The sequence below is a fragment of the Streptococcus sp. GP0011 genome, assembly GCF_030546305.1.
GTDB lineage: Bacteria > Bacillota > Bacilli > Lactobacillales > Streptococcaceae > Streptococcus.
Genome location: NZ_JAUONR010000001.1, coordinates 181,487 through 195,270, shown reverse-complemented (window position 1 = coordinate 195,270; position 13,784 = coordinate 181,487). Strand labels below are relative to the sequence as shown.

The window sequence follows — 13,784 nt, the reverse complement described above, 5'->3', positions numbered from 1 at the left end:
ATCAAACTATGTGTTCTATTCTACACTTTTCTAGTAAAATTTCAAGTATTATTTGTAATTTTCTGAAAATTTTTTCAACATAAAGAAATCAGCCCTCTGGACTGATTCTTTTTACGAACTCGCTTTATCCTCTTTAAAGACTTCTTTGAGGTAAGCATCGAAAACTTCCTCATCTGAAATCGTGTCTGAGATAAAGCTTCCGTTGCTAGTACGTTCTGACAAGTTGAGGTCTTGCAATCGACTCTCATAGATTGTTCCCTTGTTAGATTGAACAAGTAACGTTTGGTCGTTTTCTTCTACTTCTGTACTAAAGAGATCACCAACGAAACCTTGCTCTGCAACTGCTCCTGCCAAGAAGACACGATGCGGTTTGTTTTTCAACTCACGCAAGACTTGTAGGCCTCGTTTGGCACGGCTGGTCGCCGGAATTTCCTCACAAGAGACACGTTTCAAGCTACCACGTTGAGTCAAGAGGTAGAAGGATGAGGTGTTGCAGATAAAGGCAGCTTGAAGCTCGTCTTCTGCTTTCAGGTTTATGGCCTTGACACCTGCAGCCTTGGCACCGACAACGGGAACCTCTTCGATATTGAAACGAAGGGCATAACCATTTTGACTAACCAAGAGAACATCATCTAGTTTAATTGGAGCCACTGCTACAATCTGGTCTGTCTCGTCTTTAAGTTTAGCGTACTTGACAGATTTAGACTTGTAGGTCCGCCATGGAGAGAACTCTTTGCGTTCTACACGCTTGATTTGACCAAGGCGAGTCGCTGCAAAATAAGTTGTCGCATCATCAAACTGATCCACTACTTCTGCATAGAGGATTTCTTCGTTAGTTTCAAAGTTTGTAATGGTCTGGCTCAGATGCTCTCCGATATCCTTCCAACGAATATCTGCCAATTCATGGATTGGTCGATAAATGACATTTCCAAGAGTAGTGAACATCAAGAGGTGCTGGGTTGTCTTGGCAGTTTGCACAAAGATCAGACGATCATCATCACGTTTGCCAATTTCTTCCAGCGTAGAAGCTGCAAAGGAACGTGGGCTAGTACGCTTGATATAGCCTGCCTTGGTTACGCTGACATAAGTATCTTCCTCTGCGATGAGGCTCGCTGTATCAATCTCAATTACGTTTGCTGTATCTTCTAAAGCACTCAAACGTGGAGTCGCAAATTTCTTCTTAACCTCACGAAGCTCTTTCTTCATGAGATTGTACATAGTCCGTTCATCACCGATGATAGCAGCAAGCATAGCAATTTTTTCGCGAAGTTCTGCTTCTTCTTCCTGCAAGACAACTACGTCTGTATTGGTCAAACGATACAGTTGCAAGGTTACGATGGCCTCAGCCTGCTCTTCTGTAAAATCATAGCTAACCTTTAGGTTTTCCTTGGCGTCAGCCTTATTCTCAGAAGCACGAATAAGGGCAATGACTTCGTCCAAAATCGAAATCACGCGAATCAAACCTTCAACGATATGCAGACGTTTCTCAGCCTTTTCCTTATCAAAGCGGGAACGTGCCAAAATCACTTCACGACGGTGGGCGATGTAGCTAGACAAGATTGGAACAATCCCGACCTGACGAGGCGTGAAATTATCAATCGCTACCATGTTGAAGTTGTAATTGATTTGCAGGTCTGTGTACTTGAAGAGATAGTTAAGAACCAGCTCGGTATTAGCATCTTTCTTGAGTTCAATAGCAATACGAAGACCGTCACGGTCAGACTCATCACGAACCTCAGCAATACCAGCTACCTTGTTATTGACACGAACATCATCGATTTTCTTGACTAGATTAGCCTTATTGATTTCATAAGGAATTTCAGTGATAACGATTTGTTCCTTACCACCTTTTAGCTTTTCAATCTCCGTCTTGGAACGAACAACTACGCGCCCTTTCCCGGTTTTATAGGCCTTCTTGATTTCATCACGTCCTTGGATGATAGCCCCTGTAGGGAAGTCTGGCCCAGGCAAGAATTCCATGAGTTTGTCCACCTTGGCTGTTGGGTGGTCAATCATGTAAACCGTCGCATCAATAACCTCAGCTAAATTATGGGGAGGAATGTCTGTAGCATAACCAGCCGAAATCCCAGTCGAACCATTGACCAAGAGGTTTGGAAATGCTGCTGGCAAAACCGTCGGTTCTTTCTCGGTATCGTCAAAGTTCCAAGCAAAGGGAACTGTCTTCTTTTCGATATCTTGAAGAAGATAACCAGCAATCTCAGACAAACGAGCCTCGGTATAACGCATAGCCGCAGGCGGATCTCCGTCCATAGAACCGTTATTACCGTGCATTTCAACTAGAATCTCACGGTTTTTCCAGTCCTGAGACATACGAACCATAGCATCATAGATAGAAGAATCCCCGTGTGGGTGAAAATTCCCCATGATGTTACCGACTGACTTGGCCGATTTACGGTAGCTCTTGTCAAAAGTATTGCCATCTTTATTCATCGAATAAAGAATACGGCGCTGAACCGGCTTCAATCCATCCCGAATGTCTGGCAAAGCCCGGTCTTGAATGATATACTTGGAGTAGCGACCAAAGCGCTCTCCCATGATGTCCTCAAGGGACATGTTTTGAATGTTAGACATAGGATACTAAGCCCGTAAAATGCAAAGTGAAAATAGGAAATTATTGCAGTGAGCGATGCTCACAAGAGAATTTATCTTTTTCACACAGCATTTAGGGCGTGTTCAACTCCTTTCAAAGAATGTAGAGTGGTTTTTACATTAAAATTGGTATTAAGAAAAATATTTTTAGATACTATTTAAGTCATTCACAAACACTTATTTAGATTAAGCAAAGGCAACTATTTCCTATGGATTATTCTTTCTTCTTTGAAGTGTGTACAAATATTGACAAGGTAAATAAGAAACTATAGCAGTTGATATCAGCAAGATATTAAACATAAACTTTTGCCCTCGAAATAGCTCCTCCCAATGCATTGTATTAAGATAATGAAAAATTAAACCGAATAAATAACAGAAACTTATAGGGAGACTCTCCACTTGATTGATTTGTATAAATAATATAAGCGTATTGAGTGATAGAGTGTGGAAGAAATAAGCATAGGTAAACAAAAAGAAATTAGAAAGAAAGAAAATCTTAAAGCATCATCAAAAAGCTCTGTACGATCTATTGAAATAAGCCAAATATTACACATCGTTATAATAATCGGGAAAAATAATCCATACACCCTTTTATGTAACTTATTTCTTTTGATAGCTAGAAATATAGAGGACACCAATACTAAAATTTGTACTCCTGGGAATCCCATAAAAAATGTAGCAAATACATAATCTAACATACTAGTTCAACCTCTCCTCAGCATACTTAATCATCTTCTTCGCCACTTCCTTATCATAGGCAAAGCCTATCTTTTGAGCAAGGATTTGAGCTTCTCTGTGGAAAAGTTGCATCGTAGCAAACAATGACTGAGTAAGTTTCTCTACACTTGAAAAATCAAGCAGATTTGAGAATTCCTTCTCCTTCTCTGCAGGTAAATACTGAAAAAGATACTTGTAGTTCTTGCCAATATCGACCTCTCCCCTATCACTTGCGACCTGCCAAGCAAAGACTTTTAACAACTCTTGCTGACAAATCCCGTAGAGATGGTCAGTAGCATAGATGGCTTGCTTGCGACAAATCCCTTTAACCACGTAGGCTGACACCCACCAAAATTCATTACAAGCTTTTTCAAAATCAATCGCACTAGCTGGGCTTGTCCAAAAACGTTGAGGACTTGGAAAGTAGGGTTCAAATAAACCCTTCTTATCTTCTAAAACGGTGAACCCTGCTTCACTATTCACCCACTCTTGAATATACTCAGTAGGACAGAGGGTCAAATCAATCCGATTTCTATCTTCAAATAGCATCAGATAAAGTCGACGGTTGCCTAGGACATTATGCTGCTCAATGATACGAGTGCCAAACTGGTCTAACCAAGAAAGGTCACTCGTCAGATTATCTAAGTCGTCCACGACATAAACAACATCATAGTCTTGAAACTCGTCTTTTGGTGCTTTTGGATTTGTCCGTGAACCAGACATGGCGACTGCATCAACCTGTAGCACTTTTGCGGTTTGCAAAATCACATCAAACATCTCGGTTTCAGTTCTCATGGGAATACCTGCCTTTTTAGTGGAAACTCTTGATTCTATAGAGGACATGTCTATAAAGCGGACTGTCTGCTGGAACTTTTTCATTATTAAATTCTTTGACAAATTCCATGCTCAGTTTTTGCATGACTTTTTGCGAAAGTTGATTGAGTAAGGATGTAAAAGAGTAAACTTCTGATAAGCCAGCTTGCTGGAAAGCGAAGTCTAGACAGGCTTGGGCAGCCTCCGTCGCATAACCACGATTCCAAAACTCTTTTCGCAGACGCCAGCCGATTTCTACAACTTCTTTTCCAGCAAAAATCCGTAAATCCGAATGGTGCAGACCTACCAAGCCGACAAACTCCTGACTATCCTTTTCTTCAACAGCCCAAAGACTGTATCCATAAGCCTTAACTTCATCTTGAATGCCCTGATAAAGCCGCAAGGACTCCGCTTGACTATACGGCTTTGGGAAATACTGCATGACCTCCGGATCCTGATTCATAGCGATCAAAGTCGGCAAATCAGATTCTTGCAAGTCCCGTATAATGAGACGGTCTGTTTCAAGAATAGTCATCTAAACACTCCTCTGCAAACTTTCTTACCTCACAACTCCTCTGCATTTGCGCTTCACTTCTATGTTGTCTACACATATCTTTTATAGAGTTATTTTTCATAACTATCTAGCTCCTCTTGTTTTTGGATGTCTCGTATTCTTTTCTTCTCAAGTTCGCCTACTATCAATTGGATAGTTGAACAAATCCCCAAAACGATTAAAATAAAATATAACAAATTCATATCGTTTCTATGATATATTTTAAAGCTTCTCCATAATACAAAAGTATTTACTAATGAAAGAAGGAAAAGCAAAATAGCATTGAATAAAAGTGTTATAGCAAACTTACTCTTAAAATACCTATAATGTTTTCCAATTCTATAGAGGGTATATAGTGAGAAAACAATCATCAAAGGAGTGAAAGCAAGTGCATAAAATAAGATAAACCCTATTCCTGAGTATGGTTTACTTTCCATTGGTAGATCTAATAGACAGATAGCAATAGTGAGGATGTTCAATATAAACAAGGATACTGTGCGAGCACACTCTTTTCTACCTTTATTAGTAATTAAATCATATATAATTCCAAAAATGGCTAGGAGAACAAGGAAAAAAGGCAACATTAATAACGTAATCAATACCGCACCTCCAATAGTTTTAGCGATTGTTTACATACAAAAGATGATCGTCACCTTTACTTGAACTTCATAACTCCCTTGTCTGGTAAAGTCTGTGTCCTTCGTAATAATATGAAGCATCCACACCCTTAAAGAAACAGGCCTGAGTGAGGTCTTCAGTTTGATTATTCAAGAGGAGATACTTGAGTTCTCCAGTCGACACTGCACTACGCTTCATGGCATTCAGGTATTCATCCTTATCAATGGCGTTCCAATCTACCACTTTACCCAGCTTCTCACGAAGCATACAATCTAGCCAAATCCGCATGGCGCGCCCATTCCCCTTACGGAAAGGATGGGCAATATTCATATCCGCACACTTATCAACCACTTGATCAAAATTGTCATGAGGAAGTTTATCAATATACTGTAAGGATTGTTCTAAAAAAATACGGGGGCAAATTGAAAGTTATCCTTTGCACTATTGACATCACGGATCTTTCCAGCGAAATCATAGATGCTGGAAAAGAGATAACGGTGAATAGCAGACAGCCCTGCAAAAGTACCAACTTCCATCTTAAACAAAGCTCCTGTCTGAAAAAGAAGGGCGGCTTATTTTTTGTCAGTTTTTCTTCTGCATCTGCCAACTGGGCTGAGTTTGTAATGCCTAGTTTATTTTCCAATACCATGTTTGTTCCCATTTCTATTCTTTTTAGAACTTCAAAACTTCGCCTTATGTTGCAAAAACTCGTCTATCTGTGAGAGACTTCTTCAGAAGAAAGCTACTTTTCCTCACCTACTGCTTCTTGCTTGCTTTTCTTTGGTGTTAATTTTTTACAGCGACTACGGATAGCGTTGAGATGATCACGGAGATCAGCATACTGCTTCTTATCTGGAAAAGCATAGATTCAATCCAAATAATCCAATTTGAACGCATTTAGCTTTGTTTCAGAATTATACTGAACTATAGCAATTTTCTTATAAAGCTTATCTAGTTTCTCATCATCCAGTTTCTCGTTGGTTGCCACATTAATAAATCTATTAATTGTGTCACTATCAGATTCATTATTGCTATTGTAATTATAAATAATCAATTCAGAATCTGTCTCCAAAAGTGAGTTAAGAATATTATTCCACCACCAAAAGTCACTATCACCGAGTGATAAACCGTATAGTATAAACAAATCAGTATTATTGAAATATGATTTATATTTTCTATCATTCTGAGCCCAATAGGGCTTTAAAAAATTCTTTGCTAAAGATCTTTTATTTTCATTTGTTATTTGTTCCTTATTGTCAAATCCAAATAACATTGATTTCGGAACATTCTGATAACCATGAGGATGGGTGATATTGATCATTAAATAACTGGAGTATTTAGTGTCTTTATTTAGATGTGGATTAGGAACATAACCTTCTATCAATTCTCCATTTTTACAATCAATAAACTCTTCTAACTTATTTGCTCTATCTTTAGGATTTGGATAAAATAGAATCTGCCTATCTGCAAACTTATGGGGATGCGGATCAAATTGTCCTTTATCTAGCAATAAGATATTATCCAACATCGAAGTATAGTTGAAATTTAAAATTTCCCAGTTAAATAAAGAATAAAGTTTGCTTTTACGAGGAAAAGACAATTTATTGAAATTTATAAAATCTAAATCACCTAAAAAACGGGTAAAAGAATTAAGAGCAATTCCTTTTTCTGTGCTATCATTCCCTAACCTAGCAAGCATATTAGGAGTAATTATTTCATTTAAAAAATTTGAGAACTCGATTTGAAATTGAGTGAAATCTTTAGTCAATTTCTCTATTTTCAGCCAGCCAGGTTGATTAAAAATCTCAATTAAGCTATTCTCAAAGTCACTCCAATTTTGCTTGATATTGGGATCTCTTTCATTATCTTTCTTATCCTCAGTCATTTTTTGAAAGATCATATTATCTTTGTCAAAATTCTTATAGCAAAGATAATTATAGAAATTTTGATAAGAAGTCCGATATGGAGATTCAAGATATTCCATTAACTGAATATCTACACCATTTCCAAAGAAAGCCATGATATTAATTTGTCCATCATTAGCCAATTTTTTAAATTCTTGATTTGTATAAATATTATAGCCCATATTTTCTTTATCATCCTTTCAAAACACCATCTCCCCACTCTCTTCCAGCGTAAATTTAACATTATCCTCAATCCATTTACGGCGTGGTTCGACCTTGTCTCCCATGAGGACATTGACACGACGTTCTGCGCGTGCTAAGTCTTCGATGGTGACACGAATGAGGGTTCGAGTTTCTGGATTCATGGTTGTTTCCCAGAGTTGGTCCGCGTTCATCTCACCAAGACCTTTATATCGTTGGAGTGTTGCGCCTTTACCAAACTGCTTGCGGAGTTCTTCTAGTTCTCCGTCTGTCCAAGCATAAGCTACTTCTTCTTTCTTGCCTTTGCCTTTGGACATCTTGTAAAGAGGCGGAAGGGCAATATAGACATGGCCTGCCTCAACTAGCGGACGCATGTAACGATAGAAAAATGTCAAGAGCAAGGTCTGGATATGGGCACCATCGGTGTCCGCATCGGTCATGATAATGATCTTGTCATAGTTGGCATCTTCAATGGAGAAGTCTGCACCCACACCCGCACCAATGGTATAAATCATGGTATTAATTTCTTCATTTTTGAGGATATCCGCCATCTTAGCCTTGGCTGTATTAATCACCTTACCACGAAGAGGTAAGATAGCCTGGAACTTGCGGTCACGACCTTGTTTGGCAGAACCACCGGCAGAGTCACCCTCGACTAGATAGAGTTCATTCTTAGCTGGATTTTTAGACTGAGCTGGGGTTAATTTACCAGAAAGCAAGCCCTTGTCTTTCTTATTCTTCTTGCCATTTCGGCTCTCATCACGCGCCTTACGTGCTGCTTCACGGGCATCACGTGCCTTAATAGCCTTGCGGATGAGATTGGAAGCCAGTTCACCATTTTCCATAAGAAAGAAGGTCAACTTATCAGCCACAATCCCATCCACAACTGGACGAGCCAGAGGACTCCCTAGTTTATCCTTGGTCTGACCTTCAAACTGGAGGTGTTCTTCCGGAACTAGAATAGAAAGAACAGCTGCTAGTCCCTCGCGATAATCTGAACCTTCAAGGTTTTTATCCTTTTCTTTGAGAAGACCCGTCTTACGTGCATAGTCATTCATAACCTTGGTAATGGCAGACTTAAGTCCTGTCTCATGCGTTCCACCATCTTTCGTACGAACGTTATTGACAAAGGATAGAATATTATCTGAAAAACCATCATTGTACTGGAGGGCGACTTCCACTTGGAAACCATTGTCTTCGCCTTCAAAGTATAGGACTGGCGTCAAGGTTTCCTTGTCTTCATTGAGGTAAGAAACAAAGTCTTGTACCCCGTTCTCATAATGAAATTCGATTGCTTCATCTGTTCGCTTATCTGTCAAAGACAAGGTAACATTTTTTAAGAGAAAGGCTGACTCATTGAGTCGTTCTGAAATGGTATTGTACTTGAAATCAGTTGTAGAAAAGATCGTCGCGTCAGGCATGAAGGTAACCTTGGTACCTGTCTTAGACTTGGGTGCTGTACCAATTTTCTTCAAGGTTGTAACAGGTTTTCCGCCATTTTCAAAACGTTGCTTGTAGACTGTACCGTCACGAGTAATTTCAACTTCTAACCAGCTTGATAGGGCATTAACGACTGAGGACCCCACCCCGTGGAGACCACCAGATGTCTTATAACCACCTTGACCGAATTTTCCTCCAGCGTGGAGAATGGTAAAGATAACTTCAACAGTTGGAATTCCCATGGCGTGCATCCCAGTCGGCATCCCTCGACCATGGTCTTGAACCGTTAGACTTCCGTCTTTATTAATCGTCACATCAATGCGATCACCAAATCCAGACAAGGCTTCATCTACTGCATTGTCCACGATTTCCCAGACTAGATGATGGAGACCAGCACCGTCGGTCGATCCAATATACATCCCTGGACGTTTACGGACCGCATCCAACCCTTCTAGCACCTGAATGGCGTCATCATTGTAGTTATTAATATTGATTTCCTTTTTTGACACAAGGAACCTCCTATTTGTTCATCTTTTCTATTTTACAGGTTTTCTAGCGATTTTGCAAAGCTTTTCCCTTTCAGCTGTCACAATTTCACAGGATATTCTCTGACTTTCCACAGCATTTCATGGTATAATAGGTCTATGATGACATTTGTATTATTAATTCTAGCTTATTTGCTAGGTTCGATTCCGTCTGGTCTATGGATTGGACAAGCTTTCTTTCAAACAAATCTGCGTGAACATGGTTCTGGAAACACCGGAACAACCAATACTTTCCGAATTTTAGGTAAGAAAGCGGGTATGGCAACCTTTGTGATTGACTTCTTTAAAGGAACCTTGGCCACTCTCCTTCCTATTCTTTTCCACCTTCAAGGTGTATCACCTCTTGTATTTGGACTTTTGGCTGTGATTGGACATACTTTCCCTATCTTTGCAGGGTTTAAAGGGGGCAAGGCTGTCGCAACTAGCGCTGGAGTTGTTTTCGGATTTGCGCCTGTATTCTGTCTCTATCTAGCAATCGTATTCTTTGGAAGCCTCTATCTAGGTAGTATGATTTCACTGTCTAGCGTTACTGCTTCTATCGCAGCCGTTATCGGAGTTCTCCTATTTCCACTATTTGGATTTATCCTGAGCAGCTATGACCCCCTCTTCATTCTGATTATCCTAGCACTTGCTAGCTTGATTATCATTCGTCACAAGGATAATATCGCACGCATCAAAAATAAAACTGAAAATCTTGTCCCTTGGGGATTGAACCTAACCCATCAAAATCCTAACAAATAAAACGCCAGTTTGAACTGACGTTTTTTTGTATGCTTATTTTGACTTGATGTAGTTGATACCGTCTGCCTTAGGCGCAACTGCTTTTCCAAAGAAGGCTGCTAAGACAAGGATGGTCAAGACATAAGGGGCGATTTGAAGGTAAACCGCTGGCACTCCTTGTAGGAAAGGTAATTGAGAACCAATAACTGCCAAACTTTGTGAAAGTCCAAAAAAGAGACTAGAAAGCATAGCACCGATTGGGTTCCATTTACCAAAGATCATCGCAGCAAGGGCGATAAAACCAGGACCGACAATAGTCGTTACTGAGAAGTTGACAGAAATGGATTGAGCATAAATCGCTCCCCCAATTCCACCAAGGAAACCTGAAATAACAACCCCAAGATATCTCATTTTGTAGACATTGATCCCCAAGGTATCCGCTGCCTGAGGGTGTTCACCAACAGAGCGAAGGCGAAGACCAAAGCGGGTCTTGAAGAGGATAAACCAAGCAAGGAAAGAGAAGGCAATCGCGATATAACCTAGTAGACTGGTTGACTTGAAGAAGATATCTCCAATCACAGGGATATCAGCCAAAACTGGGAAATCAAAACGTCCAAAAGTCTGGCTTAAGTTATCCGTTTGTCCTTTGTTATAAAGAACTTTAACCAAGAAAACCGCTAGGGCAGGAGCCATCAAGTTCAATACTGTACCACTGACAACATGGTCTGCACGGAAATGAACTGTAGCGACGGCATGGATGAGGGAGAAAATAGCTCCCACGATACCAGCAACTAACAAGGAAATCCAAGGAGTCGCCGCTCCAAGTTGTTCTGCAAACTCAAGGTTAAAGACAACCCCAGAAAAGGCTCCCATAACCATAATTCCTTCAAGACCGACGTTAACGACACCACCACGTTCAGAGAAGACTCCTCCAATACTCGTAAAAATAAGTGGTGCTGAGTAAATCAGCATAGAAGAGACCAAGAGGGTGAGTAATGTTGTAATAGACATCCTTACTTACCTCCTTTAACTTGTTTTTTAGGTTTGACAAAGCGTTCGATAATGTAGTGAACGCTGACAAAGAAGATAATAGACGCTGTTACAATGCTAACAAGCTCAGACGGAACTTGCGCTGCGTTCATACCCGGTGCTCCTACTTGCAAAACTCCAAATAAGAAAGCTGCAAAGAGAATTCCAATTGGTGAATTTCCAGCAAGCAAACTAACTGCCATCCCGTTAAATCCGATAGCTAATGATGATCCCTGAACGTAAACGTTTTGGAAGGTTCCAAGACCTTCTACCGCCCCACCAAGACCAGCCAAGGCACCAGAGATAATCATTGATAGAATGATTGTACGTTTTGCTGAAATACCAGCGTACTCTGAAGCATGGGGATTAAGACCAACTGCACGAATTTCAAAACCGAGAGTCATTTTCTTGAGCAAGAACCAAATCACAGCTACAGCAATGATTGCAAAGAAGATTCCAATATTCATACGGGAATTTCCAGTCAACTCTGATAACCATGGTGTCTGGTAAGTAGCATTGGCACTAACACGAATCGTTGAGTCTGTACTTTGCATAATATCTTTCGGAAAGGCATGAATAAAGGCATTTCCCACATACAATACAATGTAGTTCATCATGATGGTCACGATAACCTCTGACGTACCGAGATAGGCTCTGAGGATACCTGGAATCGCACCAACAATTCCACCTGCGATCAAAGCAATGATCACTGTTAATGGAATCAAAACGAGACGAGGCATATCTGGATTTGACAAGGCAAACCAACCACTGAGGATCCAACCCGCAAGAGCCTGACCAGGAAGTCCAACGTTAAAGAAACCTGCTCGACTGGCAACTGCGAAACCAAGACCTATCAAGACAAGAGGACCCATGGCACGGAAAATTTCTCCAATTCCACGGAGGCTACCAAAAGCTGTATAGAACAACTCCTCATAGCCCCAGATAGCATCATATCCGAAGATCCACATGACAATGGCTCCGAGCAAGATTCCTAAGAATACGGAAATCAAGGGAACCGAAATTTGTTGTAATTTTTTAGACATCACTCTTCTCCTTTCCCAAGTTTCCACCTGCCATCAAGACACCAAGTTCTTGTTTGTTAGTTGTTTCTGGCGATACAATACCTTGAATCTTACCATCGTGAATAACAGCAATTCGGTCTGAGACATTTAAAATCTCATCCAATTCAAAGCTGACAACAAGGACAGCCTTACCGTTATCACGCTCTTCAATCAAACGTTTGTGGATATATTCAATGGCACCGACATCCAAACCACGAGTTGGCTGGCTGACGATAAGGAGATCAGGATCACGATCAATCTCACGAGCGATAATCGCTTTTTGTTGATTTCCTCCTGAAAGAGCTGCCGCTGGAACAAATTCGCTTGCCGCACGGACGTCAAATTCTTCCATCAATTTCTTGGCATTTGAAGTGATATTGGCATAGTTCAAGATGCCATTTTTGCTGAGTGGTTCTTTGTAGTAGGTTTGAAGAGCGATATTTTCTGAAATCATCATCTCCAAAATCAAGCCATCACGGTGACGATCCTCAGGAACGTGCCCCACGCTTAGTTCTGTAATTTGTCGAGGATGCATCCCCACGATTGATTTGCCTTTTAATTCAACGCTACCTGACTCAACCTTACGAAGACCAGTAATGGCTTGAATGAGTTCAGACTGACCATTGCCATCAATACCTGCAATACCAACAATTTCACCAGCACGAACATCCAAAGAAAGATTCTTCACAGCTGGTACACCGCGGTTTTCATTGACAACCAAGTCTTTGATAGACAAGACCACTTCTTTGGGTTGTGGTGCCTGTTTTTCCGTTTTAAAGGAAACTGAGCGTCCAACCATCATTTCTGCCAAGTCCGCATTGGATGCTCCTGCGATTTCAACTGTCTGGATTGATTTCCCGCGACGAATAACCGTCACTCGATTGGATACCGCACGAATCTCATCCAGTTTATGGGTAATCAAAATGATAGACTTCCCTTCTTTGACAAGGTTTTTCATGATTGCCATCAACTCATCGATCTCTGAAGGAGTCAATACGGCTGTCGGTTCGTCAAAGATAAGGATATCAGCACCACGATAGAGTGTTTTCAAGATCTCTACACGTTGTTGGGCACCAACGGAAATATCCGCCACCTTAGCAGCAGGATCCACTGCCAAACCATAACGTTCAGAAAGAGCCTTGATTTCTTTAGTAGCACCAGCTATGTCTAGAACACCATTTTTAGTGATTTCACTCCCTAAAATGATATTCTCAGCTACTGTAAAAGCCTCAACCAACATGAAATGTTGGTGAACCATCCCAATTCCAAGACCAGCGGCTTTAGATGGTGAGTCTAGTTTTACAACCTGACCATTCACCACAATTTCACCACTCGTTGGTTCAAGAAGTCCTGCCAGCATATTCATCAGAGTGGATTTACCCGCTCCATTTTCTCCTAAAAGTGCATGGATTTCACCTTTTCGCAGTTGCAAGTTGATTTTGTCGTTTGCTACAAATTCACCAAACACCTTGGTAATATCCCGCATCTCAATGACATTTTCGTGTGCCATATGCTCTTCCTTTCAGAGGTTTATTTTATTTCAATAAAACCTGCTAATCACATTAACAAGCTC

At 40.6% G+C, this 13,784-nt stretch carries 10 protein-coding genes and 1 pseudogene; 1 reads left to right on the top strand and 10 read right to left on the bottom strand.

The window, feature by feature from the left end; translation table 11 throughout:
• Window positions 1-111: 111 nt before the first annotated feature.
• From parC to parE, 7 genes and pseudogenes are all read right to left on the bottom strand, one after another.
• Window positions 112-2,592, bottom strand: coding sequence for a DNA topoisomerase IV subunit A (parC, locus tag Q4443_RS00980; protein ID WP_084945151.1), 2,481 nt, complete (start codon window positions 2,590-2,592; stop codon window positions 112-114).
• Between the two features lie 717 nt (window positions 2,593-3,309).
• A complete protein-coding gene (locus tag Q4443_RS00975; RefSeq protein WP_303407838.1) occupies window positions 3,310-4,122 on the bottom strand; it encodes an aminoglycoside 6-adenylyltransferase in 813 nt (270 codons plus the stop codon).
• A 16-nt stretch (window positions 4,123-4,138) separates the two neighbouring features.
• Complete coding sequence (locus tag Q4443_RS00970) at window positions 4,139-4,675, bottom strand: GNAT family N-acetyltransferase (protein WP_303407837.1); 537 nt, start codon at window positions 4,673-4,675, stop codon at window positions 4,139-4,141.
• An 89-nt stretch (window positions 4,676-4,764) separates the two neighbouring features.
• On the bottom strand, window positions 4,765-5,277 hold the full coding sequence (locus Q4443_RS00965) for a hypothetical protein (RefSeq protein ID WP_235098734.1): 513 nt from the start codon (window positions 5,275-5,277) through the stop codon (window positions 4,765-4,767).
• 82 nt (window positions 5,278-5,359) lie between these two features.
• Window positions 5,360-5,960, bottom strand: a pseudogene (gene fic, locus Q4443_RS00960) (protein adenylyltransferase Fic).
• 219 nt (window positions 5,961-6,179) lie between these two features.
• Window positions 6,180-7,397 (bottom strand): AbiH family protein, encoded by a 1,218-nt coding sequence (locus Q4443_RS00955; RefSeq protein ID WP_235098494.1) that lies wholly within the window; start codon window positions 7,395-7,397, stop codon window positions 6,180-6,182.
• A gap of 18 nt (window positions 7,398-7,415) precedes the next feature.
• Complete coding sequence (gene parE / locus Q4443_RS00950; protein ID WP_000037296.1) at window positions 7,416-9,365, bottom strand: DNA topoisomerase IV subunit B; 1,950 nt, start codon at window positions 9,363-9,365, stop codon at window positions 7,416-7,418.
• A 135-nt stretch (window positions 9,366-9,500) separates the two neighbouring features.
• On the opposite strand from parE, the gene plsY reads away from it, so the two are divergent.
• Window positions 9,501-10,142, top strand: coding sequence for a glycerol-3-phosphate 1-O-acyltransferase PlsY (plsY, locus tag Q4443_RS00945; RefSeq protein ID WP_216728314.1), 642 nt, complete (start codon window positions 9,501-9,503; stop codon window positions 10,140-10,142).
• Window positions 10,143-10,175: 33 nt separating this feature from the next.
• Here plsY and Q4443_RS00940 read toward each other — a convergent pair whose 3' ends face one another.
• From Q4443_RS00940 to Q4443_RS00930, 3 genes are read right to left on the bottom strand one after another with little or no spacing between them, the layout of a single operon-like run.
• Window positions 10,176-11,132, bottom strand: coding sequence for an ABC transporter permease (locus Q4443_RS00940; RefSeq protein WP_000029132.1), 957 nt, complete (start codon window positions 11,130-11,132; stop codon window positions 10,176-10,178).
• A 2-nt stretch (window positions 11,133-11,134) separates the two neighbouring features.
• Entirely contained in the window at window positions 11,135-12,193 is a 1,059-nt protein-coding gene (locus Q4443_RS00935; RefSeq protein WP_303407836.1) for an ABC transporter permease, read from the bottom strand.
• Window positions 12,186-13,721, bottom strand: a complete 1,536-nt coding sequence (locus Q4443_RS00930) for an ABC transporter ATP-binding protein (protein WP_049519640.1) — start codon at window positions 13,719-13,721, stop codon at window positions 12,186-12,188. The genes Q4443_RS00935 and Q4443_RS00930 overlap by 8 nt, the downstream gene beginning before the upstream one ends.
• Window positions 13,722-13,784 lie beyond the last annotated feature (63 nt).

Bases quoted from the DNA above. Each gene is read 5' to 3' on its own strand.
- plsY (WP_216728314.1), top strand. From the start codon at position 9,501: ATGATGACATTTGTATTATTAATTCTAGCTTATTTGCTAGGTTCGATT.
- Q4443_RS00935 (WP_303407836.1), bottom strand. From the start codon at position 12,193: ATGTCTAAAAAATTACAACAAATTTCGGTTCCCTTGATTTCCGTATTC.
- Q4443_RS00965 (WP_235098734.1), bottom strand. From the start codon at position 5,277: ATGTTGCCTTTTTTCCTTGTTCTCCTAGCCATTTTTGGAATTATATAT.
- Q4443_RS00930 (WP_049519640.1), bottom strand. From the start codon at position 13,721: ATGGCACACGAAAATGTCATTGAGATGCGGGATATTACCAAGGTGTTT.
- parC (WP_084945151.1), bottom strand. From the start codon at position 2,592: ATGTCTAACATTCAAAACATGTCCCTTGAGGACATCATGGGAGAGCGC.
- Q4443_RS00940 (WP_000029132.1), bottom strand. From the start codon at position 11,132: ATGTCTATTACAACATTACTCACCCTCTTGGTCTCTTCTATGCTGATT.
- Q4443_RS00955 (WP_235098494.1), bottom strand. From the start codon at position 7,397: ATGGGCTATAATATTTATACAAATCAAGAATTTAAAAAATTGGCTAAT.
- Q4443_RS00970 (WP_303407837.1), bottom strand. From the start codon at position 4,675: ATGACTATTCTTGAAACAGACCGTCTCATTATACGGGACTTGCAAGAA.
- Q4443_RS00975 (WP_303407838.1), bottom strand. From the start codon at position 4,122: ATGAGAACTGAAACCGAGATGTTTGATGTGATTTTGCAAACCGCAAAA.